This window comes from Marinobacter sp. M5B (assembly GCF_042604615.1).
In the GTDB taxonomy this organism is placed as follows: Bacteria; Pseudomonadota; Gammaproteobacteria; order Pseudomonadales; family Oleiphilaceae; genus Marinobacter; species Marinobacter salarius.
In genome coordinates this window covers 591,764-616,502 of the sequence record NZ_CP156894.1, presented here as the reverse complement: position 1 = coordinate 616,502, position 24,739 = coordinate 591,764, and the positions used below count along the sequence as shown (strand labels likewise).

Genomic DNA, 24,739 nt, shown 5'->3' with positions numbered 1-24,739 from the left:
CATGGACAAGGTACTTGGGTTTGCCAATACGGCATTGCTGGTAGCCGTCCTGGCGCTGATTGTGACGGTGCTAGTTTCTTATCCGTTCGCGGACCATCTGAGCCTGCAGGCTCAAATCGCGGCTCATATCGGCACGCTGATTTTCGCTACGCTGGTGAAGCTGTCCTATATTCTGCGGCTGATTTCCCTGAAAGCGTTGGGAAGACCCGTACACTAGCGACCGCTAGCCAGCGGGCTGGGGTATCCTGTACGCCTCTGACGCTACGATGTGGCTTTTGGCGGGATGGGGTATATTCTTCTGCGGTCCGCTCTTTTTCCTCCTTACCCGACCGCCTTGCTAGTCGTTACCCATCAGGAGTAGTTACATGCACATCACTCGGTACACCGATTATTCGCTGCGGGTATTGATCTACCTCGCCCTTCAGCAGGAGCGGCTGGTCACCATCCAGCAAATCGCCGACAGTTACGACATCTCCAAGAACCATCTGATGAAAGTGGGGCACCAACTGACACTGAAGGGCTATATCGAGAGCGTTCGTGGCAAGAATGGTGGTCTGCGTCTGCACCGCAGACCGGAGGACATCAATATCGGCGTGTTGGTGCGTGAAACCGAGCAGGACATGAACCTGGTGGAGTGCTTTTCCAGCGACAACCAGTGCTGTATCACTCCGGTGTGTGGGCTGAAGAACATCCTGGCAGAGGCTCTGCGAGCATTCCTTAACACCCTGGATCAGTATACCCTGGCGGATATCCTAACCGAACGGCAAAAACCACAGTTGTTACGTTTATTGCAGATTGCTTGAATTAATCTCAACCTTCGCGCCCGTCGAATCTGGGCTTCATCAAAATACCGGTATAGCGAACCAGAAACAGCGTAAACGCCAGCACCCACAATGCTCCGCTCATGCGTACACCAAGCACCCAGTCGATACCGCCAAACGCCGTCGTCACGCGAACCAAGGCTGCCAGCTGTATCGCAATAAAGGCCGTCACCATTCCCGGCGGTAAAGCCAACGGCCGACCTGTATGCCCGAGCGCTACGCGGGCAACAACACCCAATACCAAGCTGCCGACAACACCCAGTCCCGCCGCATGCCCCCATGCGCTGGCCGGCCAACCCAGCAAGTGATAGCCGGCCAGCAACACTAGTGATACCGGTATCCAAAGCAGCGATACATGGAGAATCCATAGCAGTGGGTTACGGGCGACAAGCCAACCTCGCCAGCCCACCAGTCGAGCCAGCATGAACACAGCTGCAGCAATGGAGGCAGCGCCAGTGGCAACATTAAGCTCCGCCAGCTTGAACGCCAGCACCGCTATCATGCTCAGAACCGCGAGCAGGTCGAGCCTCGGGATAACCCGGATCACTGAAGGGTCGCGACCCTGCTGACGCAACCACCCTGTGGAAAATGCCGGCGTGATACGACCACCAATGATGCCGGATAATGCCATGGCCATAATCAGCCCTCCGGCGATAAATTTAGTGCTCAGAGTCACCACAAAGGCGATCTGCATACTCCAGAGCAGACCCAATATCATCAAAATCACGAGTTGGCGCCGCTGACGGGCCTGCCAGATCCGCCAGCCGGCATCGAGCATAACCAAAGGCAGGAAGGCCAGATTAACGACCTGCAGCAGAAGATCAGGTAGACCGCCCCCCAGCAACAGCAGTAGTCGCCCGGCAAGCCAGACCAACCAGAGTCCCAGCAACCGGGCTCCATGTGTACGCTCGGTATTCGTCCAGACACAGACCGCCGTGAGCAGAAAACCCGCGATCGCGGCGGAAAGGAAGCCAAACAACATCTCGTGCTGGTGCCAGAGTATACCCGGCATCGCCAAGGGGGGCTGAACCACACCCGTGGCCACTAAAATCCACAGCGGCACGAACACGATGGCGATCAGCGTCAGCGAAAGGAAAAATATCCTGAACGGGTAGCTGAATAGTTGCCTTACGGAAGGCTTGGCAGGATTGGCCGCAATGGTCTGCATAGCACTCAAACTCCTAGAAACAGTTTGATTGAACGACCAGGGAAGTTTATCTTTTATAAAATGTATTTTATATAAATCTTTATAGGTAAATCCATTAGCAGTTAGCTTAAAATTGACCGGAATTTTTAGCGGAGCGCCACGAACAGGCATCATCATGACGTTCGCGCCCGCAGATTGAGCGCAAACAGGAGACGCTTAGTGCACTGGTATACCTTGCTGAAAACTCTTCACGTGACGACAGCTTGCCTGACCGCAGCGTTATTCACTCTTCGCCTGGCTCTCGATGCCTCTGGACGGCCAGGCTGGCGTACCACGCCACTGAAGTGGCTTCCCCACCTCAACGATACCGTGTTACTGGCTGCAGCCTTGGGCCTGCTAGTCGTTACCGGCTGGATGCCGTTCGTTCACCACTGGCTTACGGGCAAAATCTTGCTGCTACTGGGCTATATCATCGCCGGTCGGTTTGCCATGAGACCCCAGTACCGTTTTTCAACTCGACTGATCGCGAGCATCCTTGCCCTCGCTCAATTGGCGCTCATATTCTGGCTGGCGCTGAATAAGCCGATGTTTTAACTCAATCGAGCACAATGCCTTCATCGAAGCCCCCTCCTCTGGTGTACCAGGGCACTTTTCAACGGACAGCGCCGCCTATATCTCCATGTAAGTCGCCGATTTTCCGATCATTTTATATTATTAAACGGGCTTTCCCTGTGTCGTTGATAACCTGATCACGGTTGGCTATCCGGCGGAGCACCCTCCTCACATTTTCTGCAGTCAAGCTCAAGCCCCAGCCTCGACTTTCTACCTTCCACTGAAGTGACCCAAGGGCGGTTCACCCACGGCGGCGAATGACGCACATGCTGATTGTGGCCGCACGCCAACTGTGCAACCCAGTGGTTTTCCTTGTCTTTATGATAGCCAGTGATGGGTTGTTTCATAAGCTCCAATCACGCAAGAGACCGGGCTGGCCGAACCGCTTCCGCAACCATCCCCGCCAGAAGCCCGAAAAAGGGATCGGCCCAGACGGTCACCAATGCGGTTATCGCAATGACCGGCCAGCAAGACGGCTTGGCTGCCCAGAGACGTCTGGACACGGCAAGCTCAACGGCGGCTACCAACAACAAGGCACCTAGACCGGCTACCGGAATGGCGGCAATAAATGAAAAGCCGCCCGGCAGAAAAGCAACCATGAGCAAAGCGGTTCCCAGCAGAACGGGGGCCATGCCGGTCCGGGCACCGAAACGATGGTGCGCGGCCACGCCTCCGGCGCCATGACACATGGGCAAAGCACCGAGCGGAACGAGAAAAAGGTTGGCCAACCCCGTTGTCACGGACAGGCGGCCTGGCGACACGCGGTGCGATTGCTCGCCGAAGTAATCCCCAACCACCAGGGCCGTCAGTACGACGGCGTTGGTGATCGTAAGCGCCAACTGAGGTAACACCAGCACGGAGATCGCCTGCTGCCAATCGTTTATGCCTGGCAGTTGAGGTAGTGCAAATGGAACCGAACCTGCTGCGGGCAGAGTCAGTCCCGGCGCGCCCAGTACCGCGCCGATCACTAACGCCACACCAAGTCCTATCAGGGCTGCTGGCCAGTTCGGCAACACCTTGAGGGTGATGGCCAACACCGTCAAGGTGATCACACCCAACGGCAAGGACGTGGCCATCAACCCCAGGCTCATGTTGGCCAGCAGCAACCCCAGCCCCAGTTGAAGGCCGCTCAATACCGAGCCGGGCACAAGACGTGCCACACGGTTAATCCATCCGGTTGCGCCCAGGAGTAGTAGTACTGCTCCGATCAGCACGCCACTTGCCACCAGGCTTTGGGAAGTCACCTCGGTGGTCAGCAACAACGCAGCAACCGCTTTCATCGGTTGCACCGGTATCGGCAGCCGATAGTACAGCCCGGTTGCAATGTAGAACACGGCAAACCCCAGCAGTACAGGCACCGGTGCCAGCCCTGCCACGCCGATCGCCCCAAGACTCAGTGGCAGCAGGGTGCCGATGTCACCCAGCGCCCCGCTGACCTCCTTCACTGAATCTTTTGGGTTTAAGGGCATGCGGGCTCCTGGTTCATTGGCCTGTTTTTATTGAGTTATTATTGGCAACACTCACGCGTTATAGACAACATGTCCCAGCTCCGCGATGTCGTAACCGCCCAACGCCTCGGCGCGCTGTACAAATCGCTCGCTACCGGCAAACGACAGCAACCTCTGCATGGCCGGATCAAAGTAGTGGCGCCGGCGCATGGCCAGATCAAAATGCTCCTGTTGCAGCGGAATAAACGCCAATCCCTGGCGCCGGGCCGCCGCTTCGATTCCCACGCCAACATCCGCTTCGCCCTGGCGAATGGCCAAGGCGAGATCGTCTTCGCTGAGCGACGGATGCGTTGCCCACGTGAGGTGTCCGGCATCGAGGCGGTGGCGTGCCAGCAAACTCTGCAACAAATGGCTGACGCCGGCATCGGGCTGGCGATGGGCCAGACGTATGCCGGGGCGGGCGATATCCTCCAAGCGGGCAAGTCGGTGAGGGTTATCGGCGGCTAAGAGGAGCCCCTGCTGGCGCTTCGCCCAGCGAATCAGCACCAGGTCGCGCATGCCGCTCAACCCCAATGTGACAGGATCATTGTAGCCCCGGCTTTCAGCGTGCCAGATATGCATCCCGGCGAGCATTGCGCGCCCGGCGATCAATCGCTGTACGCCATCGCCACTCCCCTGACACAGCAGCGCCAGCTCCGCACCGCTCTCCTTCACCGCCCACTCCAACAATGGATCCTGGCTGCCCGCCAGAACCGGCGGGGTCGGCGAACTGACGGCGTCGTCACCCTCCAGATGGTTCATCAACCACAGATCAATACGCTGGCGTGGGAACAACAGCTTTCCCGTCACCCGCACACAGGGAATCACGCCCTGGCTGACCAGATCATAGACTTTGCGCTCTTTCAGACGCAGATACTCGGCAGCTTCGGCCGTGGTGAGGTATGCGGGAAGCGTCATCAATCTCTCCTGCTGCCTGGAAAAGCACTAAACTGTTTTTAGCTGCATATTTTTCAACAGGCTGTGCAAAGCGTAGTCAGAAACTCCACGATGCTCAATAACAAGGAGACGCAGCTGTGGAAAATAATGCGTTCTGCGTGGCGCTGTCGCTACTGCTAAACCTAGACGCTTCGCTCTTTCAGATCGTGGCGCTTTCGCTGCAGGTGTCGCTTATGGCGGTACTGATCGCGGCCGTTCTGGGGTTCCCCCTCGGTGCGGCGGTGGCACTGTGGCGATTCCCCGGGCGCGGCGTCATGATTGTCGTCCTCAACGCCTTGATGGGGCTGCCTCCGGTGGTGGCCGGGCTCGCCGTCTACTTGCTGCTCTCGCGAGCCGGCCCTCTGGGTGAGTGGGGGTTCCTGTTTACACCAGGAGCCATGGTCATTGCCCAGGTGGTCCTGGTATTGCCAATTCTTGCCGCGCTCTCGCGTCAGAAGGTGGAAGAGCTTCTGGGAGAGTACCGCGAGCAATTCATGTCACTGGGTATGTCGCGCTCACGCATGATGCCCACTCTGCTGTGGGATGCCCGTTTTGCGCTATTGACCGTTCTGCTTGCCGGTTTTGGCCGCGCCAGCGCCGAAGTGGGCGCGGTGATGATGGTCGGCGGCAATATTGATGGGGTCACGCGGGTCATGACCACCGCCATTGTGCTGGAAACCGGCAAAGGCAACCTGCCACTGGCACTGGGGCTGGGGATTGTGCTGCTGACGCTGGTCATGCTGATTAACGCAGGCGCCTATTTGGTGGGCGAACTGACAAGGAGACGGATAGGATGACGTCATTCAACGTTCCGCTCCTTGCCTCGGCCGCCCTCCTCCCGCCACCAACGCTGCGTTTTGATGGCGTCGCCTTCAACCAGCAGGGCAAGGCGCTACTGGGACCCTGCTCATTCACCCTGGACGGCACCGGCCCTACCCTGGTGATGGGACCCAACGGGGCGGGCAAGAGTCTTCTGTTACGGCTGGCGCACGGTTTGCTCTCACCCACTCAGGGACAGGTGGCCTGGTCACGTGGGGGGCGCCCCCGCCAGGCAATGGTGTTCCAGCAACCGGTACTGTTGCGTCGCTCGGCCCTGGCCAATCTCGTTCACGCGTTGGCCGTCAACAATGTCCCCCGCAAGACACGTACACAGATCGCCTGCGAAGCGCTTGAGCATTTTGGGCTTACCTCCTGCACAAACACGCCCGCGCGCGTGCTATCCGGCGGCGAACAGCAGCGCCTGGCACTGGCTCGCGCCTGGGTTCTTTCTCCTCAGGTGCTGTTTCTGGATGAACCCACCTCCGCACTCGACCCGGCGGCTATTAAAGGCGTGGAGGCGGCGGTACGCAAGTTTCATCAGCGGGGAACGCGCATCGTAATGACCACTCACGATCTGCATCAGGCCAGGCGCCTTGCCGGAGATGTATTGTTTCTTTCTGGTGGAAAGGTGTGCGAACACACCCCCGCCGACGTCTTTTTCAACAGGCCCGTCTCGCGGGAGGCACAAGCGTTTATTGCCGGAGAACTGGTGGGATAGTTTTACTCTGACGGTTTACCGGCTGGCTACTCAATGGAAGTTCCACACGCGCGAAAGGAGAAAACAAGATGAACAAAGGCTTAACCCTTGTACTCGCAGGTGTAACCAGCATGGGCCTGGCATTCAGCGCGTTCGCTGATGACTACATCACCCTGGCCTCAACGACGTCCACCCAGAACTCGGGGCTGTTCAACGCCATTTTACCGCAGTTCGAAGACCATACCGGTATCGACGTACGGGTGGTGGCAGTGGGCACCGGACAAGCCTTTGAAATCGCCCGTCGCGGCGACGCCGACAGCCTTCTGGTACACGACACCGCCGGAGAAAAGCGCTTTGTCGAGAACGGCTTCGCCACCGAGCGCGCCGATGTCATGTACAACGATTTCGTGCTGATTGGCCCCGCAGACGATCCGGCGAATATTGGTGAGGCGCAAAGTGCCGCTGAAGCCTTCGCGGCGATTGCCAATGCCAAGGCACCCTTCACCTCGCGCGGCGATGACAGCGGCACCAATCGCGCCGAGTTGCGCCTCTGGGAGAACGCCGGCGTGGACCCCGATGGCGACTGGTACCGCGAACTCGGCAGTGGCATGGGGCCAACCCTCAACACCGCTGCAGCGATGGATGCGTACGTGATGTCGGACCGCGCCACCTGGGTGGCGTTTGGCAACCGCCAGAACCTGAGGCTGCTTTTTGCCGGCGACGAAGTATTGTTCAACCAGTACGGTAGCCTGCTGATCTCCGAAGAGAAGCATCCGCATCTCAAGCACGATCTCGCTGAACAGTGGCACAACTGGCTGATTTCCGAGGATGGCCAGCAAGCGATAGCAGACTTCAAGGTAGACGGACAACAGCTGTTTTTCCCGAATGCCAAATAGGCTAATCTCTGGGGACGTGCATCGAGATTCAAGTCCGTGGCGTTCCTGGAAGAGCTATAACAACAATGACGATTAATCCGATACTGCCCGATCCCAAAGACCCTCGTTTGTCCCGCGCCGTCGAGGGCGTTGATGAAAACGGTCAATCAAAGTCCATCAGCGTGATCGAGGAGCGCCCTCTGACGATCTATCTGAACAGCCAGGAGATCGTCACCGCCATGACCATTGGCGATCACCCGGAGTATCTGGCCCTCGGCTTTCTCCTGAATCAAGGTATGCTAAAGGAAAACGATCAGGTCACCGGAATTGACTTCGACGAAGAGCTGGAAGTCGCCGTGGTGCGTACCGCAGGTGTTACCGATGTCGAAGACAAACTGGAAAAGAAAACCCGGACGTCCGGCTGCGCCGTGGGTACGGTGTTCGGTGACATGATGGCGGGGCTTGAAGGCCTGTCACTACCGGACACACCGGTGCACACCAGCACGTTTTACGATCTTTCCTACCAGATCAACCACACTCCCAGCCTGTACATGGAAACCGGCGCCATTCACGGCACGGTTCTGTGTCAGGATCGCCAGATTCTGGCCTACATGGAGGATGTCGGGCGCCACAACGCGGTGGACAAGATCGCAGGATGGATGTACCTGAACGGCATCACCGCCGCCGACAAAGTCCTCTACACCACGGGCCGCCTGACCTCCGAAATGGTCATCAAAACGTCCCTGATGGGAATCCCGACCCTGATCAGCCGGTCTGGCTTTACCGCCTGGGGCGTCGATATTGCCCGGCAGGTCGGGTTGACCCTGATCGGTCGGATGCGCGGTAAAAAGTTCACGTGCCTCAGTGGGCAACACCGCCTGGTGTTCGATCAGGACTTGTCACAGGTTCCTGACGAGGACAAAAAGCACCGTCGAAAAGGGGCCGAGCATGACTGATTGCGCGGTCATTCTGGCGGGCGGCCAGGCCAACCGGATGGGCGGCGGCGACAAGGGACGATTGATGCTGGGTGATCAGTCGTTGATCCAGCGGGTCATCGACCGGATTACACCGCAGGTGGATGCCGTGGTGTTGAACGCCAACGGCGATCTGAGTCGGTTTGATGATCTGGGGCTGCCGGTGGTGGCTGATTCGATCGCTGATTTTCCAGGCCCGCTGGCAGGTGTTCTGGCGGGCATGGATTGGGCGGCCGAACAAGGGCATGAATGGCTGATCAGCGTCGCTGCGGACACCCCATCGTTCCCCCGGGACCTGGCTGCACGGTTGGCCGGGCATGACACGCCGGTGGTGCTCGCGGCGACACCGGATCCGGAACGTGGTCGCCTGCCCCAGCCAACGTTTGGCCGCTGGCGGGTCGCGTTGCGGGATGATCTTCGAGCCGCCCTGAACGACGGCGTGCGCAAGATCCGCCAGTGGACACAAGCCCAGGGTGAAACCCTGGTGGTGTTCGGCGAGGACGACTTTTTCAACATCAATACACCGGAAGACCTGGCCTGGGCGGAGAAGCACCTGAAGTGAATGTCATCGGCATTGTGGGCTGGAAGAACAGCGGAAAAACCACGCTGGCAGCAGCCCTGATTCGCGAGCTGTCCAGCAGGGGGTTAACGGTTAACTCGATCAAGCACGCCCATCACGGGGTGGATGTGGACCAACCCGGTACCGACAGCTACAAGCACCGCGATGCCGGCGCTCGCGAGGTTATCCTGGCGGGCGGGCGACGCTTTGCCATCATGCACGAACTGCGCGGCGCTGAAGAGCCAACGCTGGATGAATTGCTGGCGCGGCTGGGCCCCTGCGACTGGGTGGTGGTCGAGGGCTTTAAAACCCACCCGCATCCCAAGATTGAAGTGCACAGGCAGGAAAGCGCCCGTGCGCCCCTCTACCCGGAGGACGACAGTATCATTGCCCTGGTGGCGGACTGTGTAGCGGACTACGCTGCGGATTTCCCGGGCCCCGTTTTCGATGTAAACAATGTACCCGCCATCGCTGACTTTATTCTGAGCCCAGGGACATCATGAACGGGAAAACAACGACTCCACTTCGTAACGATTGTTTCGCCCTGCCCCCCGGGGTGAACTGGACGCCGGTGGAAGAGGCACTGGAGCGGCTGCGCTCACGCCTACATCCGGTAGTGGAGGTGGAACACGCCGTTTCGCTGTCGCAGATCAATGGGCGAATCCTGGCAAGCGACGTCTATGCGCCTCGCGCTCATCCCCCAAGCAACAATTCCGCAGTCGATGGCTATGCCTTCGCAGGACCTTTGACAGACGTGCCCTGCAGCCTGCCCCTGATTGATGGCCGCAGCGCCGCCGGTGAACCGTATATGGGGAACGTGCCTGCGGGCCACGCCATCCGGATTCTGACCGGCGCGGTGATTCCGGCCGGCACGGATACCGTGGTCCTCGAGGAAGACTGCGAAGTCCGAGATGGCCAACTGCAGTTGAACGGCACGTTAAAAGCCGGCGCCAACGCACGCAAAGCCGGCGAGGACATCAAGGCACAGGATCGAATCCTCACGGCAGGCACCCGCCTGACGCCAACCCAGATTTCAGTACTTGCCAGCGTGGGTGTCGACTCGGTCGACGTCTATCACCGCCTGCGCGTCGGCGTTCTATCCACGGGGGATGAAGTAAAGCCCGTCGGCTCAGCCGTCACCGACTGGCAGATCTATGACGCCAACCGGCCAATGCTGAATGCTCTGGTGGCACAATTGGGCTTTGAGCTGGTGGACCTTGGTCATGTGCTCGACCGGGCCGAAGAAGTCAAAGCGGCGCTGGAGCGAGGCTCGGAACAATGCGACCTGATCCTCACCAGCGGCGGCGTGTCTGCCGGCGACGAGGATCACGTATCGAAAATGCTGAAAGCACACGGTGACATCAGTAACTGGCGCATTGCGATCAAACCGGGCCGCCCGCTGGCACTGGCCATGTTCCAGGGAACGCCCGTGGTGGGTTTGCCGGGAAACCCGGTCGCCGCCTGGGTCTGCGCACTGCGTTTTGGCGCGCCGGCGATGGCGTTGCTGGCAGGAGGGAACTGGTTCGAACCCCAGGGTTATCTCGTGCCCGCTGGCTTTTCCAAGAATAAGAAACCGGGGCGCAGCGAGATGTTGCGGGCCCGCGTTCGGGATGGACAGGTTGAGGTATTTGGCTCTGAGGGCTCTGGACGTGTAACCGGCCTGGCCTGGTCCGAGGGTTTGGTGGAGCTGGACGAAAGCGCCCAGCAGATAGAACCGGGCACCCTGGTGCGGTTTATTCCCTATGGCAGTTTCGGACTGTAATCAGTCAACGCTGCCATGTACGGCAAAGGCCTCCAGCGAGGCATCCTGCGGGCCCCGGGAGCGGTAGGTTTCCTCAACACCCAGTTCGGTGAGCGTGCGGCTGACCATCAACAGCGTGTTGTCCTCGAAGTCCTCACACATGCTGCGCATCTGATCGATTTCCTCACAGGCGACCGGATAGGCCGCATCGATATCCGGAGCGCCGTAACACTCAACAAACGTCTGCGCCAAGGTCTGGCGTAACTGCTCCAATTCCGCTTCGGTGATGTCGCACACGCCCACAAAACTGGCACGACCGCCTGACTCGATGCTGTACCAACCATTGCTGAAGGCCTGCCGGGCCTTGCCCTTCAGGTCCGCTTCGGTCCAGTTGGAAAACTCAAACCCGCCGGATATCGCCCATTCGCCGCTGGGAGCCGGCAGGTCAAATACATTGTCATCGGATACATCCAGTCGCAGGGTTCGGGCCAGTTTCATACGTGCTCCGCAAATTCGATCAAACTCACTGTTTCGGTCATGACATCCTGGCGCAACAGCATCCGGCCCTTTTCATCCAGGCCCACAAAGAGCCCAGGCTTTGGCCGGTCGATCATTTTGCCCAGGGTGTCACAGCGTGGCCGCCACTCATTGTGTATACGCTCAAAGCCACTGTCCATGAAGTAAGTCAGCCACAACAATGTGTGCTTGGACCAGCTTTCCAGAAGCGCCATGGGCGTGATCTCAACACAGCCTTCCTCGTGCAGACAGGTCTGGTTCGGCGTCTCGCCCGGCTCGCCGCCCACCGGCAAAAAAGGCACATCGATGCCGACCACCAGCCAGTTTGGATGAGCGCTGGGATCTGACACATCCGCAGCAAAACGGACACCGCCGCACACCGCGCCATTGACCTTGATACGATCGGGCCATTGGAAGAACACCGGCACTTCGGGCGGGGCCAGCGCGCCCAGACTTTCAGCCAGGCCTATCTGGGCCACGTAGACCACCTGGACAGCCTCTTCCAATGAGGTTTCCGGCGCCAGCACCAGGGCCGCGCGCAAGACGTCCACCGCGTCGGAATAGAAGATCGTGCCGGAATCAACTCCGGCAATGGCACGGCTGACGGCCTTATCAAACGGATCCGTCTGGTTTGGCACCCGTTCGCCTGTAAACAGCGGTGGTAAGCTCGGCGACACGCTCATCGCATGGCCTCGGCGTACACTTCGGAGGCGATCAGTTCATCGGCGATGCGCTGAAAAGCCCTCGACTGAGGGCTATCCGGCTTCGATACCACAATCGGGACACCGCCATCCGAACCAACGCGGATGTCCAGATCCAGCGGAATTTCGCCCAGGAAGGGCGAGCCCAATTTTTCAGCCTCCGCCCTGGCACCGCCGTGCCCAAACGGATGGTGCTCTTTGCCGCAACCATCGCAGATAAAAGAGGCCATGTTTTCAATCAGGCCGAACAGGGGCACATCCATCCGTTTGAACATATCGATGCCTTTGCGCGCGTCCATTAACGCGATGTCCTGGGGGGTTGAGACCACAACCGCCCCTGCGACAAAGAATTTCTGGCTCAGGGTCATCTGGACATCACCGGTGCCCGGGGGCAAGTCCACCAGCAAGACATCCAGCCGGCCCCAGTCCACCTGGTTCATCATCTGTTGCAGGGCACCCATCAACATGGGCCCGCGCCAGACAATGGCTTCATCCTCGGAGGCCATCAGGCCCAGGGACATCAGGGTCACCCCGTGATTGCGCAGCGGCAGTATGGTATTTCCGTCGGGGCTGGACGGCCGGCCTGACACACCCATCATGCGGGGCTGGCTGGGGCCGTACACATCGGCATCCAACAGGCCCACTTTCAGACCTTTCGACGCCAGTGCAACCGCCAGGTTGGAGGCCACGGTCGACTTGCCGACTCCCCCTTTGCCGGAGGCGATGGCAATGATGCGGTCAACGCCTTTCGGGTTCTTGTCCTGAGGCCGGGGAGCGTCGGTACCAATCAGGTTCGGTTTTCCTACTTCGGTGTATTCAACCATGTCGCGTCCTGTTTTTATTCTAGCTGTCCAGGTAGTCGTCTCTGGTGCGAACCCTTGGGCGCTCTCCCCCTGCCAGAGGCGCGTTTTCCCCGTGGAACTGAGATTTCACCCGACAGTCGTCACACATCTTTATAAGCTGGACGTTATCGGCGTTTTTGTACATCCAGTGCTGATTCTCCAGTTTTTCAACGATCCGGTTGATGGTGCTGGCAACACCGAAGGGCTTTCCACACTTGATGCATTCGAAAGGCTCCTCGCCGTGCAGTGCCCGGGCGCTTAGCGCCCCCTTGGACAGATCCAGTTGCGGCTTCAGGTTGATGGCTGTCTCGGGGCAGGTGCTGTCGCAGACGCCACACTGAACACAGGCATTTTCCGTGAACTGAACCTCCGGCCGGTCCGGATGGTCGCCAAGGGCGCCAGTCGGACACAGAGACACGCAGGCCAGACAGAGCGTGCATTTATCGGAATCGATTTCGATAGCACCATAGGGCGCGCCCTGTGGCAGGGGGATCGGCGCTTCAACACCGTCCGCCATCGCACTGACGGTAACCCGTGTGATGTCACGGCGGCCGCCAACCAGTAACACGGGCTCACTGACGCGGCCCGCATTGTCCCCTTCCGCACTGAGCTCGTCAGTCGCAACCACCCGGATCCGGGTGGGCGAATGGTGGGCACCGCTCACCATGGCCTGAGCCAGTTCCACTTCCGCGGCAACGGCCTGGCGGTCAGTCTCGTTGTCCGCCAGCAGCAGGACTTCCGCATAGCCGGCGCCCAGTGCGGCCAGGATCTCGGCATGGCCGATACGATCGATATGCTCAAGCCCCATCGGAATCAGGTCGTCCGCCAGCCCATCGCCGTACCGAGCCAGGTGCGCCATGGCCTCACCACCGGCGTCCAGGGTATGGAACACCAGCCGAGGGGATTCTTCGGTATGTTCACGATACACCCTGGCCATCACGTCCACGGCTTTGGTCAGGGCTTCGAACGGGCTTTCGTTCATGGTGATGGCTGAGGTCGGGCAAACAGCCGCGCAGGAGCCACAACCGGCACAGATATCCGAATCAATCTGCACGTGGTCACCGAACGAAAAAATGGCCTCGGTAGGGCAGACATCCAGGCAGCGGGTACAGCCGGTTTTGTTGGCCCGGGAGTGGGCGCACAGGGACTCTTCCAACCTGAAGTAGACGGTTTTCTCAAACTCACCAACCCGCTCCCGGGCTGTCAGGGCAATGCGCTCCAATTCCCCGGTTTTGGCGGGGTCGGCCCAGAAATAACCGTTGCGCTTCTGATGGCTGGGAAAGGCCGGAGCGCCACCACGGAGGTCGATAAACACATCGCATTCGCTGCTAGCGGTGGCCTGCACCTCGCCATAACCCAGTGCACCACGGCCGGCGGGATTCAGGGTTTGCAACTGGGCAAACTCCATTCTGAAATTGCCCAGTGCGCCATAGGCTGACGTCAGTCGGCCCCTGGCCACGTCGTAGGCGGCAGAGGGAAGCTGTATGGGGCCGGCATCGTTGACGATACAGGTCACCCCCAGCTCGTCCTGTACCAGCTCGGCCATTCTTACGGCCTGTTCGGTGGGGCCAACGATACAGCACACCCCGCTGGAGCGGATCGTTTTCGCAGGCGCAATCGGAGCCGGCAGCTGGGCCGCGGCAACCAGGGCCGCTTGCTTGGCATGCTGACGTTTGGGGTTTGCACTCGCGCTCCCCCAACCAGCCCGGTCCCGGATGTCGATGGTGCCCAGCGGCGCGGAGTGCCCGATTTCAGCTTGCACATCCTCGCCCAGACGCTCAAACAGGGCAGCCTGCTGGCCACAGGCAATGAGTACGTCTGCATCACCACCCAGGTGCTCAGCGGCCATCTTCATGTCGTGGCCGCACAATTGATCCACCGCGATTACCTGTTCAGCGGCTGCGGCCTTGCGCAGCGCCTCAGGATCAAAGGACTGTGTTTTATCGCAGCTGCATAGCAGTAAGGTCTTGTGTGCCGTCATCAGGAACTCGACTCTTTTCATTGTTGTTATACGTATACGAAACACTATAGCTCTTCGAGCATGCCACAGCCGTTTGTTTTTGGACAATTGGAAAGTTGGATATTTTTTGACCTCCTGCTAGCTTGAAGGAATAACAAAAGAGAGCAGCCATGAGCAGTCGCACAGATCATTGGAAACGCGCGTTACAAGTCGGTGCCGTCGTCCGCCAGTCCCCTGGCATAACCCAGTGGGCGCGGTATATCTGGAAGCCGGTGGCGGTCATACCGGGCGCCCCCGAGGCGTTCTGGAAAGAACTGATCCGTGAAGGCGATGACGTGGATTACCACGCAGGCACGGTGACCATGGAGCTCTTTCGCGCCGACGTGGAGGGCTACCTTGTATCCCTGAACATGGCCGTTCCCTCCGTCTGGATTGTCATGGATAAGGACCAGACCGGTCACTCTCCCTCAGGGTGGGCCGTCAGTTCCATTACCGCCAGTGCCCATGAGGCATTGGATGCACAGGACAGTGGCGAAAGTATCGTCGAGCCTGTGCCCATTCCCGAGTCTCTGGCGGCCTGGATCAAAGAGTTTGTCGATATGCACTACATCGAAGAGCCCTTCAAGAAACGGCGTCGTGACAGTGTCCAAGTCGATGGCATCGAAGACGCCAAAGGCGATCCGCGTATCCGGCAGGAGAGCGACGTCTTTCGCGCACCCGCCAACATCACAAAACCGAGGATTCAGTGATGGCTGAGTCACGCCTGCAACGTTGGTCGCGCAAGAAAGCAGAAACCGGTAATAAAACTGAGCCGGCGGCGCCCTCGGTCGAGTCCGAGCCGTCACCGGAAGAACAGGAACTCGCCATCAATCAGACCTTGCCCGAGCACGATGTATTGGAGAAGTACGGCTTACCAGATCCTGATGCCATTGAGCTGGGTACCGATATTACCGGGTTCATGCGCAAAGAAATCCCCGAACTGCTACGCCGCAGGGCCCTGCGATCACTTTGGAAATCCAACCCCGTACTTGCCGTGCTGGACGGGCTCAATGACTACGATGAGGATTTCACCAGCGCGGCTAGCGCGACCGGGGCCGTAAAGACCCTCTACAAGGTGGGACAAGGGCTGATCGACCGAACCAAAAAGGCGGGGGAGCAGGCTGATAAAGAACGCGGGGACTCCATCACAGAGCACACGGAGCAGGCCGAAACTGCGGTAACGATGGCGCCTCCGGAACCTGCAGAAGCCATCGAGGAATCCGAGTCCGACTTCGAAGAAGTTCCATCAGATACTGCTGGTCATACCCTACCAGTGGTCACCAAAACCGGGGAAGAATCGACACCGCGCTACCGCCCACGAATGCGTTTTGGCGATTCGTGAATCGTTAGCAACTGTAGTTGCGCCCGACACAAATCGGAGCTATATACAGTAGATCGGTGATTAAAAATTAGACAACAATAAACAAGAGACAAGAAGAGAGAGACGTCTTGGCCAACACTGCAGAAGTTCAGTGCCCTCGCTCGATCAGCGACGAAGATCGAGCCCGTGCCCAAATGTATCAGTTGCTGGGTGTCTTGCTGGGCGGCCCACCTTCAAGTGAGTTGCTGCGGGGACTGGCGACCTTAAAGGGCGACGACACTCCGATAGGAACCGCCTCCAGAAACCTCGCTGCCCTTGCCCAACGCACCACGCCCAAGGATGCCGAGCGGGAGTTCAACAACCTTTTCGTTGGCATCGGTCGTGGGGAATTACTGCCCTACACCAGTTATTACCTGACCGGCTTTCTCAACGAGAAGCCCCTTGCGAATCTGCGCAGCGACCTGATGGCCAGGGGCATCAAGGCAAGAGACAACGTTAAAGAACCGGAAGATCACATGGGCACGCTGTGCGAAATCATGGCCGGCATTATTGCGGGCGAGTTCCTGTGTGACAGTGACCAGCCTTCTCAAAAAGCCTTCTTCGACGCACACCTGGCGAAGTGGGCGGCACTGTTCTTTACCGATCTGGAAGAAGCGCAAAGCGCGGTTTTCTACGCGCCCGTGGGCTCGCTGGGCCGGGCTTTCATGGCCGTTGAGGCTGATGCTTTTGCCATTCAATAACTGGGACCTGCCTGGTCCCTTAACTCAGGTGGAGGTGTCCAATGGACAACCCGAAACGTGAAAACAGCCGCCGCCGTTTCTTGAAGGTGGCAGCAGCTGCAGCGCCTGCGGCTGTTGCGCTGGCAGTCTCCCCCAACGCCGCAGCCGAGGTGGTGAAAGAAGCCCCGAAAAGCAGCGGTCTGCGTGACACTGAACACACACGTAAGTACTTCGAATCGGCTCGCTTTTAAGGAAGCGTGTGTCATTCAAGGTTGCGAAAGGCTCTTGAATGGCCACACCTCCGTAAAACGAGAATAAAAAGAGAGAGGTAATTGACATGTTAAGAAAGAAAACCAACGGGGTAGCGAAAGGCCCCCGTGCTGGTTCTTTACTTTCATCCCTCGCTGCCAAAACCATGGATCGCCGTGGTTTCCTGGCCGCCTCCGGTGTCACAGTGGGTGGTCTGGCAGCTCTGTCACTAACATCCGGCCGCGTTGAGGCCGCTACCCCATCGACGGAAGGTGGGAAAATTGTTCGCAAAAAATCCGTGTGTACCCACTGCTCGGTTGGCTGCACGGTCGAGGCTGAGGTCCAGAATGGCACCTGGATCGGGCAGGAGCCTGGTTGGGACAGCCCCTTCAACCTGGGTGCGCACTGTGCAAAAGGCGCCTCAGTACGTGAACACGCTCACGGCGAACGCCGTCTCAAGTACCCGATGAAAATGGTCGGCGGACAGTGGCAGAAAATCTCCTGGGACGAAGCGATCAACGAGATCGGCGACAAGATGCTACAGATCCGCGAGGAAAGCGGTCCGGATTCGGTCTACTGGCTGGGAAGCGCAAAGTTCAACAATGAGCAATCCTACCTTTTCCGCAAATTCGCTGCCTACTGGGGCACCAACAACGTTGATCACCAGGCCCGGATCTGCCATTCGACCACGGTTGCCGGCGTAGCCAACACCTGGGGCTACGGTGCGATGACCAATTCGTACAACGATATCCACAACTCGAAAGCGATCTTCCTGATCGGTGGTAACCCTGCGGAAGCGCACCCGGTGTCGCTGCTGCATCTTCTCAAAGCCAAGGAAGAAAACAACGCGCCGCTGATTGTCTGCGACCCTCGCTTCACCCGCACCGCCGCGCACGCGGACGAGTATGTACGGTTTCGTCCGGGCTCAGACGTCGCGCTGGTCTGGGGCCTGTTGTGGCACATCTTTGAGAACAGCTGGGAAGACAAGGAGTTCATCCGCACCCGCGTGTACGGCATGGACGACATCCGGCAGGAAGTAAAGAAATGGAACCCTGAGGAAGTCGAGCGTGTAACCGGTGTGCCTGGAGCACAGCTTGAGCGCGTCGCTCGTACCCTGGCGAATAACCGCCCTGGCACGGTCATCTGGTGCATGGGTGGTACCCAGCACACCAACGGCAACAACAACACCCGCGCCTACTGTGTGCTGCAACTGGCACTGGGCAACATGGGCGCTGCTGGCGGCGGCACCAACATCTTCCGTGGCCACGACAACGTTCAGGGCGCCACTGACCTGGGTGTATTGGCCGATACCCTGCCCGGCTACTATGGGCTGGCCGCTGGCTCCTGGGCTCATTGGGCCCGCGTCTGGGAAGAGGACCTGGATTGGCTCAAGGGGCGTTTTGCCGTGTGGGACAAGGATGGCAAATCCAGAGCCATGATGAACGAGAAAGGCATACCCGTATCGCGCTGGATTGACGGCGTTCTGGAAGCCAAGGAAAACCTGGAGCAGCCCGACAACACCCGGGCTATGGTGCTGTGGGGCCACGCGCCCAACTCCCAGACCCGGATGCTGGAAATGAAGGAAGCCATGGAGAAACTCGACCTGCTGGTCGTGGTGGACCCCTTCCCCACCGTGTCTGCAGTGCTGCACGACCGTAAGGAGGGCGCTTACCTGTTGCCGGCGACCACACAGTTCGAGACATCGGGCTCGGTCACCGCTTCCAACCGATCGCTCCAGTGGCGTGAAAAGGTCGTTGAGCCGCTGTTCGACTCCAAGGTCGACCACGAAATCATGAAGCTGTTTGCGGACAAGTTCGGTTTCACCGATCGCATGTTCCGCAATATCGCCATTGAAGGCAATGAACCGGTCGTCGAGGACATCACCCGTGAATTCAACCGTGGCATGTGGACCATCGGCTACACCGGTCAGTCGCCCGAGCGGCTGAAAAAGCACATGGCCAACCAGCACCACTTCGACAAGACCACACTGCGTGCGGTGGGTGGCCCCTGCGATGGTGATATCTACGGCCTGCCATGGCCATCCTGGGGCACACCGGAAATGAACCATCCGGGCACACACGTGCTCTATGACATGTCTTTGCCGGTGTCCAAAGGTGGCCTTACCTTCCGTGCCCGCTTTGGCGTTGAACGCAACGGCGAAAACCTGCTGGCGGACGGCGTTTACTCGAAAAATTCCGAGATCAAGGACGGATACCCGGAATTCACCATGCAGATGCTGATGGACCTGGGCTGGGATGGCGACCTGACGGCCGAAGAGCGGGCCAGCATTGATGCCGTTGCCGGCCCCGAAACCAACTGGAAAACCGACCTGTCTGGCGGCATCCAGCGTGTGGCGATCAAACACGAGTGCGCGCCCTTTGGTAACGCCAAGGCCCGCGCCATCGTCTGGAACTTCCCGGACCCCGTGCCGCTTCATCGCGAACCCCTCTATACCAACCGCCGAGACCTGGTGGAGGACTATCCGACCTACGAGGACAAGACCTTCTGGCGTGTCCCGACCCTGTACGAGTCCATCCAGAAGAAGGACTTCAGCAAGGACTTCCCCATCATTCTGACCTCAGGCCGATTGGTTGAGTATGAAGGTGGTGGTGACGAGACCCGGTCCAACCCGTGGCTGGCGGAATTGCAGCAGGACATGTTCATTGAAGTGAATCCGCGTGATGCGAACAACATGAACATTCGTGACGGTAAGGATGTCTGGGTGTCTGGCCCGGAAGGCGCACGCATCAAAGTCAAGGCCATGGTGACCGAACGGGTCGGCGAGGGCGTCGCCTTCATGCCGTTCCACTTCGGCGGACACCTGGAGGGCAAGGATCTGAGGGACAAGTATCCGAAAGGCTCCGACCCCTACGTATTGGGTGAATCCACCAACACAGTTCAAACATACGGGTATGACTCGGTCACACAGATGCAAGAGACCAAGTGCACCCTGTGTTCGATTATGCCGGCATAACAAGAGGTGTAGATCATGGCCATTGAAGGACAAGCAAGAGCGAAATTCCTTTGCGATGCCGAACGCTGCATCGAGTGTAATGCCTGCGTAACGGCCTGCAAGAATGAGCATGAAGTCCCCTGGGGCATCAACCGTCGACGCGTGGTGACCATTGAAGATGGCAAGCCCGGTGAGCGTTCGATCTCGGTAGCCTGCATGCACTGTTCAGACGCGCCCTGTATGGCCGTCTGCCCCGTGGATTGCTTCTACCAGACCGAAGACGGTGTGGTTTTGCACTCCAAGGATCTGTGCATTGGTTGTGGGTATTGTTTCTACGCTTGCCCATTCGGCGCCCCTCAGTTCCCGCAAGCGGGCAACTTTGGCAGCCGTGGCAAGATGGACAAATGCACGTTCTGTGCGGGCGGTCCGGAAGAAGACAACTCCACAGCGGAGTTCTCCAAGTACGGGCGCAACCGTATTGCGGAGGGCAAGCTGCCGATCTGTGCGGAAATGTGCTCCACCAAAGCCTTGTTGGCCGGTGACGGCAACGAGGTAGCGGACATCTACCGCCAGCGTGTGGTGAACCGTGGTTTTGGTTCAGGCGCCTGGGGATGGGGCACAGCCTACGAGAAGAAGGGCGCGTAAGCCCATTGGATGTTTCCGGGGCCCTGGGGCCCCGGCATTCGTTAAGGCAACGGATTCTTTTTGTTCATTCCGCTGGAGTGCTTTCATGAACTGTAAACTATTCGGTGCCGCCGTTTTTGTGCTGGCGACATTGGTCTTCAACCCTGTGTGGGCGCAGGACGTTCCCGAGTCTGACCAGATGTCTACCGGGGGCGGCCAAACCCTCGAAGACATCATGGCCCGGCAGGAAAGACTGAAAGCTGACGGGGAATCCCGTTCCAAAGAAACAGGTAATCCCGCCAATGCGGCGCCGATCAACGAGCCACTGGGCACCCGTGGCGGGCGTTCCGATGCTGATGCCTGGCGCGGCATTCGCTACGACAACATCGACATTGAAACCCAGGTTCGCAACCCGGCGGCCGATGTTCTGATCCAGGACGGCGGCATGCGCTGGTACCAGTTGCGTGAAGGGCCGGTCATCACCTACGGCGGCGGTGCCATTCTGGGCTTCATCGCATTGCTGGTGGTGTTCTATCTCATTCGCGGCAGGATCAAAATCGAAGGCGGCCCTGCGGGCACTACAATTGAACGGTTCAAAGCCGTCGAGCGGTTCGGCCATTGGCTGCTGGCAGGCTCGTTTATCGCCCTGGGCCTGACGGGGCTGATCACCCTGATGGGGCGAAGCTTCCTGATCCCGGTCATGGGGGCCGACGCCTTTGCCACCCTGGCTGCCGGCTCCAAGTGGGTCCACAATAACGTTGCATGGGCGTTCATGCTGGGGCTGGTGATGACGTTTGTCATGTGGGTGGCCCACAACATTCCCAACAAGCTGGACTGGCAATGGCTCAAGGCCGGCGGCGGTATCTTTACCAAGAGCCATCCGTCCGCGAAGAAATTCAACGCCGGCCAGAAGATCATTTTCTGGACCGTGATGGTGCTGGGCGTCTCAGTGTCCCTTTCCGGGCTGTCGCTGCTGTTCCCGTTTCAGATGCCCATGTTTGCCGATACCTTCGGCATCATGAACAGTGTTCTGGGTACCAGCTTCCCGACCGATCTGGCGCCCCACGAAGAGATGCAATACGCCAACCTCTGGCACTCGATTGTCGCATTCGTGATGATGCTGGCCATCATTGCCCACATTTATATTGGCTCGGTTGGCATGGAAGGCGCCTTCGATGCCATGGGTAACGGCCAGGTTGATGTGGAGTGGGCGCGCCAGCACCACGATCTGTGGGTGGCCGAGGTTGAAGCCAAACAGGGTAAAGGAGGGTCATCGTGAAAGTCATGATTTCAGCGTTTGTCGCGGCGCTGGTGATTGCCTTTGCCGCCCCGCCCGTTCTTGACCAGTTCGGGTGGTCCTCCGCCGCGCAAACCAACAGTGAGAATGTGCGGCTTGACTGAACAGTCCCAGATGCATGAAACAGAGATTTACCAGATCGATGCCATCGGTTTGGTATGCCCACTGCCCGTTCTGCGTTTTAAGAAGCGCACCCAGGGCCTTCCCAGCGGCACGCAGGTTGACTTCCTGGCCGATGATCCCAGCGGCCGCCGGGATTTACAGGTGCTGTGCGAGCTGACCGGGCACCGGATTGAATGGGTCCGTGAGGAGGATGCCGGGGTGCTTCGGTACCGCATCTGCCTGGCTTAGCGATCGCACCGGAACAGGCCGGCTGCGGTCCTCGCATGCCAACTCAAACCATCCGGCGGAAAATACCATCCCCACGGAGCATATGACGAAAGGCCGCCGCGATATGGCCTGCGACCAGCACCCCCAACGTTATGGCGAGCCACCCATGTATCGCAAACAGGCTCCCAGCCAATTCCTTGTCCTCCGGCACAAAAGGCATGGCGGGCAGTCTGACATCGCCCACGATGCCCAAAGCCGGATACGCCGTCACACCGGCCCAGCCAAACAAAGGCGTAACCACCAACATGACGTAGATCAGGTGGTGCATGCTCTTGGCTGCAATCTGCAATGTGCGGGGCATGCTCTCGGGATAGGGTGGGCTTTTTACCCGTATCTTGACGACGATCCGCAGGATCATCAGTAGGAGCACGGTAAAACCTATGGCTTTGTGCCCACTGTACAAGGTATTCGTCAGCGCCCCCCAGATATCAGCTTCCGCACGCGACGCCATCCAGAGCCCGACGGGTATCAACGTCAGGACCATCAGCGCCATTACCCAATGCAGTACCCGCCAGCCCGCGGGGTATTTCTGGATCTGTTGCATACGCCTTCTCCATCAGCGAATTTATTCGTGCACTCTCCAGAGGCCAGCAGAGGCCAGAGGCGGTGCCATGCAGCCTAATGACAGCATAGATCATTGAGTCGAATTCTACTTTCTCTATCCCGATGCTGGTAATGTGCTATACGGTTATCAAAGCCCCTTAAATGGAGAGCCGGACCGGATACGTGCGTTACACCGACACGTTGCCAATTGGAATTGTTATGCGGGCATCCTCAAGTAAACTGATCGTCAGGCTCTTCCCCTTCCTGACATGGGCCAGACCCACGAGACGGCAGAACCGGGCGGACGCCATTGCCGGCATCACGGTCGGGTTGGTACTGATCCCCCAGGCCCTGGCATACGCCCAACTCGCGGGGATGCCGCCCGTTACCGGTCTCTACGCGGCACTGCTGCCGGGCATTGTTGGGGCATTGTTCGGTTCATCGTCACTGCTTGCGGTCGGGCCTGTGGCATTAACCAGCCTGCTGACCTTCGCGGCGCTGCAACCGTTGGCCGAAGCGGGGTCCCCGGAATGGGTGGTGATGGCCATATGGCTCGCCCTCTATTCCGGGCTCATGCAGTTTCTTATGGGCGCGTTCCGCATGGGCATTCTTGCCAACCTGATCTCGAACGCTGTCGTTCAGGGATTCGTGAATGCGGCTGCCGTCATCATTATCGTTTCACAGATCCCTGCCCTACTGGGCTTCGATACAGGCGCCGGCGGAAACTGGCTATCCACTCTCTGGCAGGAATGGCAACACGCCCCCTGGCGGCTGGTCGCAACCGCCGGGTTCGGCCTCGGTGGCGTGGCAGCGTTGCTGCTACTCGGAAAATTGACCGCGCGCCTGCCTGCGGTGATGGTCGTTACACTGATTGGCATCGCCGGCAGTTATCTGCTGGGATTTGGAGAGCTTGGCGGCTCGGTCATCGGTCCGGTCGGAAGCGGACTTCCCCAGCCTTCATTGCCTCTGACACTCTCCGTTGACCAGCACCTGGCGCTTCTGCTGCCCGCTGCGATCATTGCACTGATCAGCTTTACCGAAGCGATGTCCAGTTGCCGCACCATGTCGCGAATAACAGGAGAACCGTGGGACCGGAATCAGGAGTTAATCGGTCAGGGTCTGGCCAAAATGGCCAGCGGCTTCAGCGGTGCCTTTCCTGTCAGCGGTTCGTTCTCCCGCACGGCGCTGAACGCCTACAGTGGAGCGAAGACCGCGAGGGCGTCCCTGATCGCCTCACTGCTCGTGCTGATCTCTCTTTTCGGGTTTACCGAGCTCCTGTATCACCTGCCGACCGCGATCCTCGCCGCCATCATCATCGTGCCCGTCACCCGGCTGATTGATGTCCGCTCGCTTACCCGATTGAGCCGTGAAAACCCCAAGGATGGCATGGTAGCTCTCGTCACCCTGGTGGTGACACTGGTCACCGTGCCAAACCTGTACTGGGGAATTCTGGCGGGCATAGCGGCGTCTTTGCTCGCCTTCCTTCATCATCATGCCGTGCCGCGAATCATTGAGCTGGGGGTTCATGAGTCAGGTGGGTTTCGTGACCGACATCTTTACCAACTGCCGCCCATTGCCGAGGGGGTTCTCGGGGTGCGTATGGACGCCTCACTCACTTACCTGACGGCACCGGTTCTGGAGCGCTCCATCCGCAAGCGAGTGGATGCCGCCCCGGATTTGAGAACCGTGCTGATTTCTGCATCCTCCCTGAATCAGGTCGACTCTACTGGCCTGGATACCCTGCAGGACATCTGGTCCTTTCTGGATGCAAGAGGCATTACCCTCTACCTGTCCGGCCCAAAACTTCCGTTGAGGGAGGCCCTTTCAAGGACAGGGCTGGCCCAACTGATCAAAGAGGAGAATATTTTCGCGACCGACGCGAAAGCGATTGAGGCATTGACGTAGAAGCCGGGGCCA

Annotated in this window: 29 protein-coding genes; 20 read left to right on the top strand and 9 right to left on the bottom strand. The window is 58.9% G+C overall.

The features are described from left to right. The first annotated feature begins 1 nt into the window (after nt 1). Nucleotides 2-217, top strand: a complete 216-nt coding sequence (locus tag AAGD24_RS02815) for a hypothetical protein (protein WP_036202898.1) — start codon at nt 2-4, stop codon at nt 215-217. 148 nt (nt 218-365) lie between these two features. Further along, on the top strand, nt 366-803 hold the full coding sequence (locus AAGD24_RS02810; protein ID WP_379866439.1) for an RrF2 family transcriptional regulator: 438 nt from the start codon (nt 366-368) through the stop codon (nt 801-803). A 7-nt stretch (nt 804-810) separates the two neighbouring features. Here AAGD24_RS02810 and AAGD24_RS02805 read toward each other — a convergent pair whose 3' ends face one another. Then, nucleotides 811-1,989: an NnrS family protein gene (locus AAGD24_RS02805; RefSeq protein WP_126813037.1), complete on the bottom strand. Its 1,179-nt coding sequence runs from the start codon at nt 1,987-1,989 to the stop codon at nt 811-813. A gap of 198 nt (nt 1,990-2,187) precedes the next feature. Between AAGD24_RS02805 and AAGD24_RS02800 the strand changes: the two genes are divergently transcribed. After that, a complete protein-coding gene (locus AAGD24_RS02800) occupies nt 2,188-2,562 on the top strand; it encodes a SirB2 family protein (protein WP_075195309.1) in 375 nt (124 codons plus the stop codon). A gap of 155 nt (nt 2,563-2,717) precedes the next feature. Here the strand turns inward: AAGD24_RS02800 and AAGD24_RS02795 are convergent, their stop codons facing one another. The 3 genes from AAGD24_RS02795 to AAGD24_RS02785 are packed head-to-tail and all read right to left on the bottom strand — an operon-like array spanning nt 2,718 to nt 4,985. Further along, the gene (locus tag AAGD24_RS02795; RefSeq protein WP_075195551.1) at nt 2,718-2,927 is read right to left on the bottom strand and encodes a DUF3565 domain-containing protein; all 210 of its coding nucleotides are present in this window, start codon (nt 2,925-2,927) and stop codon (nt 2,718-2,720) included. 9 nt (nt 2,928-2,936) lie between these two features. Further along, a complete protein-coding gene (locus tag AAGD24_RS02790; protein ID WP_228210339.1) occupies nt 2,937-4,049 on the bottom strand; it encodes a putative sulfate/molybdate transporter in 1,113 nt (370 codons plus the stop codon). Nucleotides 4,050-4,100: 51 nt separating this feature from the next. After that, a complete protein-coding gene (locus AAGD24_RS02785) occupies nt 4,101-4,985 on the bottom strand; it encodes a helix-turn-helix transcriptional regulator (RefSeq protein ID WP_213479948.1) in 885 nt (294 codons plus the stop codon). Nucleotides 4,986-5,101: 116 nt separating this feature from the next. On the opposite strand from AAGD24_RS02785, the gene AAGD24_RS02780 reads away from it, so the two are divergent. The 7 genes from AAGD24_RS02780 to AAGD24_RS02750 all read left to right on the top strand — a co-directional run bounded on the left by AAGD24_RS02780 (nt 5,102) and on the right by AAGD24_RS02750 (nt 10,689). Beyond that, nucleotides 5,102-5,800, top strand: coding sequence for an ABC transporter permease (locus AAGD24_RS02780; RefSeq protein WP_036202883.1), 699 nt, complete (start codon nt 5,102-5,104; stop codon nt 5,798-5,800). Beyond that, a complete protein-coding gene (locus AAGD24_RS02775; RefSeq protein WP_036202880.1) occupies nt 5,797-6,540 on the top strand; it encodes an ATP-binding cassette domain-containing protein in 744 nt (247 codons plus the stop codon). The genes AAGD24_RS02780 and AAGD24_RS02775 overlap by 4 nt, the downstream gene beginning before the upstream one ends. Before the next feature lie 68 nt (nt 6,541-6,608). Further along, nucleotides 6,609-7,415: a substrate-binding domain-containing protein gene (locus tag AAGD24_RS02770; protein ID WP_085681740.1), complete on the top strand. Its 807-nt coding sequence runs from the start codon at nt 6,609-6,611 to the stop codon at nt 7,413-7,415. A gap of 65 nt (nt 7,416-7,480) precedes the next feature. After that, the gene (locus tag AAGD24_RS02765; RefSeq protein ID WP_036202874.1) at nt 7,481-8,350 is read left to right on the top strand and encodes a formate dehydrogenase accessory sulfurtransferase FdhD; all 870 of its coding nucleotides are present in this window, start codon (nt 7,481-7,483) and stop codon (nt 8,348-8,350) included. Beyond that, a complete protein-coding gene (gene mobA / locus AAGD24_RS02760; protein WP_036202872.1) occupies nt 8,343-8,930 on the top strand; it encodes a molybdenum cofactor guanylyltransferase MobA in 588 nt (195 codons plus the stop codon). The genes AAGD24_RS02765 and mobA overlap by 8 nt, the downstream gene beginning before the upstream one ends. Next, a complete protein-coding gene (gene mobB / locus AAGD24_RS02755; protein WP_379866435.1) occupies nt 8,927-9,430 on the top strand; it encodes a molybdopterin-guanine dinucleotide biosynthesis protein B in 504 nt (167 codons plus the stop codon). Before mobA ends, mobB begins: the two co-directional genes overlap by 4 nt. Next, a complete protein-coding gene (locus AAGD24_RS02750) occupies nt 9,427-10,689 on the top strand; it encodes a molybdopterin-binding protein (RefSeq protein WP_228210337.1) in 1,263 nt (420 codons plus the stop codon). Before mobB ends, AAGD24_RS02750 begins: the two co-directional genes overlap by 4 nt. On the opposite strand, the gene AAGD24_RS02745 is transcribed toward AAGD24_RS02750, so the two are convergent. From AAGD24_RS02745 to AAGD24_RS02730, 4 genes are read right to left on the bottom strand one after another with little or no spacing between them, the layout of a single operon-like run. Continuing rightward, the gene (locus tag AAGD24_RS02745; RefSeq protein WP_091644564.1) at nt 10,690-11,166 is read right to left on the bottom strand and encodes a DUF6505 family protein; all 477 of its coding nucleotides are present in this window, start codon (nt 11,164-11,166) and stop codon (nt 10,690-10,692) included. Further along, entirely contained in the window at nt 11,163-11,822 is a 660-nt protein-coding gene (locus tag AAGD24_RS02740) for a biotin/lipoate--protein ligase family protein (protein ID WP_379866433.1), read from the bottom strand. Before AAGD24_RS02740 ends, AAGD24_RS02745 begins: the two co-directional genes overlap by 4 nt. A gap of 41 nt (nt 11,823-11,863) precedes the next feature. After that, nucleotides 11,864-12,709: an Mrp/NBP35 family ATP-binding protein gene (locus tag AAGD24_RS02735; RefSeq protein WP_151982932.1), complete on the bottom strand. Its 846-nt coding sequence runs from the start codon at nt 12,707-12,709 to the stop codon at nt 11,864-11,866. A 19-nt stretch (nt 12,710-12,728) separates the two neighbouring features. Then, nucleotides 12,729-14,708, bottom strand: a complete 1,980-nt coding sequence (locus AAGD24_RS02730) for a 4Fe-4S binding protein (RefSeq protein WP_075195320.1) — start codon at nt 14,706-14,708, stop codon at nt 12,729-12,731. A gap of 149 nt (nt 14,709-14,857) precedes the next feature. On the opposite strand from AAGD24_RS02730, the gene AAGD24_RS02725 reads away from it, so the two are divergent. The 9 genes from AAGD24_RS02725 to AAGD24_RS02685 all read left to right on the top strand — a co-directional run bounded on the left by AAGD24_RS02725 (nt 14,858) and on the right by AAGD24_RS02685 (nt 22,240). Then, nucleotides 14,858-15,436 carry a DUF3305 domain-containing protein gene (locus tag AAGD24_RS02725; RefSeq protein ID WP_379866430.1) on the top strand — a complete coding sequence of 193 codons (579 nt, stop codon included), beginning with the start codon at nt 14,858-14,860 and terminating at the stop codon, nt 15,434-15,436. Beyond that, entirely contained in the window at nt 15,436-16,068 is a 633-nt protein-coding gene (locus AAGD24_RS02720; RefSeq protein ID WP_075195322.1) for a DUF3306 domain-containing protein, read from the top strand. Before AAGD24_RS02725 ends, AAGD24_RS02720 begins: the two co-directional genes overlap by 1 nt. 107 nt (nt 16,069-16,175) lie before the next feature. Beyond that, nucleotides 16,176-16,787 (top strand): molecular chaperone, encoded by a 612-nt coding sequence (locus AAGD24_RS02715; protein WP_085681747.1) that lies wholly within the window; start codon nt 16,176-16,178, stop codon nt 16,785-16,787. Nucleotides 16,788-16,828: 41 nt separating this feature from the next. Continuing rightward, on the top strand, nt 16,829-17,017 hold the full coding sequence (locus AAGD24_RS02710; protein ID WP_075195323.1) for a twin-arginine translocation signal domain-containing protein: 189 nt from the start codon (nt 16,829-16,831) through the stop codon (nt 17,015-17,017). A gap of 86 nt (nt 17,018-17,103) precedes the next feature. Continuing rightward, nucleotides 17,104-19,989 carry a formate dehydrogenase subunit alpha gene (locus tag AAGD24_RS02705; protein ID WP_075195324.1) on the top strand — a complete coding sequence of 962 codons (2,886 nt, stop codon included), beginning with the start codon at nt 17,104-17,106 and terminating at the stop codon, nt 19,987-19,989. A 15-nt stretch (nt 19,990-20,004) separates the two neighbouring features. Next, nucleotides 20,005-20,613, top strand: coding sequence for a formate dehydrogenase FDH3 subunit beta (fdh3B, locus tag AAGD24_RS02700; protein WP_007153241.1), 609 nt, complete (start codon nt 20,005-20,007; stop codon nt 20,611-20,613). Between the two features lie 85 nt (nt 20,614-20,698). After that, nucleotides 20,699-21,871, top strand: coding sequence for a formate dehydrogenase subunit gamma (locus AAGD24_RS02695; RefSeq protein WP_126810689.1), 1,173 nt, complete (start codon nt 20,699-20,701; stop codon nt 21,869-21,871). Next, nucleotides 21,868-21,993: a hypothetical protein gene (locus AAGD24_RS02690; protein WP_379867392.1), complete on the top strand. Its 126-nt coding sequence runs from the start codon at nt 21,868-21,870 to the stop codon at nt 21,991-21,993. Before AAGD24_RS02695 ends, AAGD24_RS02690 begins: the two co-directional genes overlap by 4 nt. Next, complete coding sequence (locus AAGD24_RS02685) at nt 21,986-22,240, top strand: sulfurtransferase TusA family protein (RefSeq protein ID WP_379866426.1); 255 nt, start codon at nt 21,986-21,988, stop codon at nt 22,238-22,240. The genes AAGD24_RS02690 and AAGD24_RS02685 overlap by 8 nt, the downstream gene beginning before the upstream one ends. Nucleotides 22,241-22,283: 43 nt before the next feature. On the opposite strand, the gene AAGD24_RS02680 is transcribed toward AAGD24_RS02685, so the two are convergent. Next, on the bottom strand, nt 22,284-22,823 hold the full coding sequence (locus AAGD24_RS02680; RefSeq protein WP_036202834.1) for a cytochrome b: 540 nt from the start codon (nt 22,821-22,823) through the stop codon (nt 22,284-22,286). A gap of 218 nt (nt 22,824-23,041) precedes the next feature. On the opposite strand from AAGD24_RS02680, the gene AAGD24_RS02675 reads away from it, so the two are divergent. Further along, nucleotides 23,042-24,727 carry a SulP family inorganic anion transporter gene (locus tag AAGD24_RS02675; protein ID WP_041336686.1) on the top strand — a complete coding sequence of 562 codons (1,686 nt, stop codon included), beginning with the start codon at nt 23,042-23,044 and terminating at the stop codon, nt 24,725-24,727. The last annotated feature ends 12 nt before the right edge of the window (nt 24,728-24,739 follow it).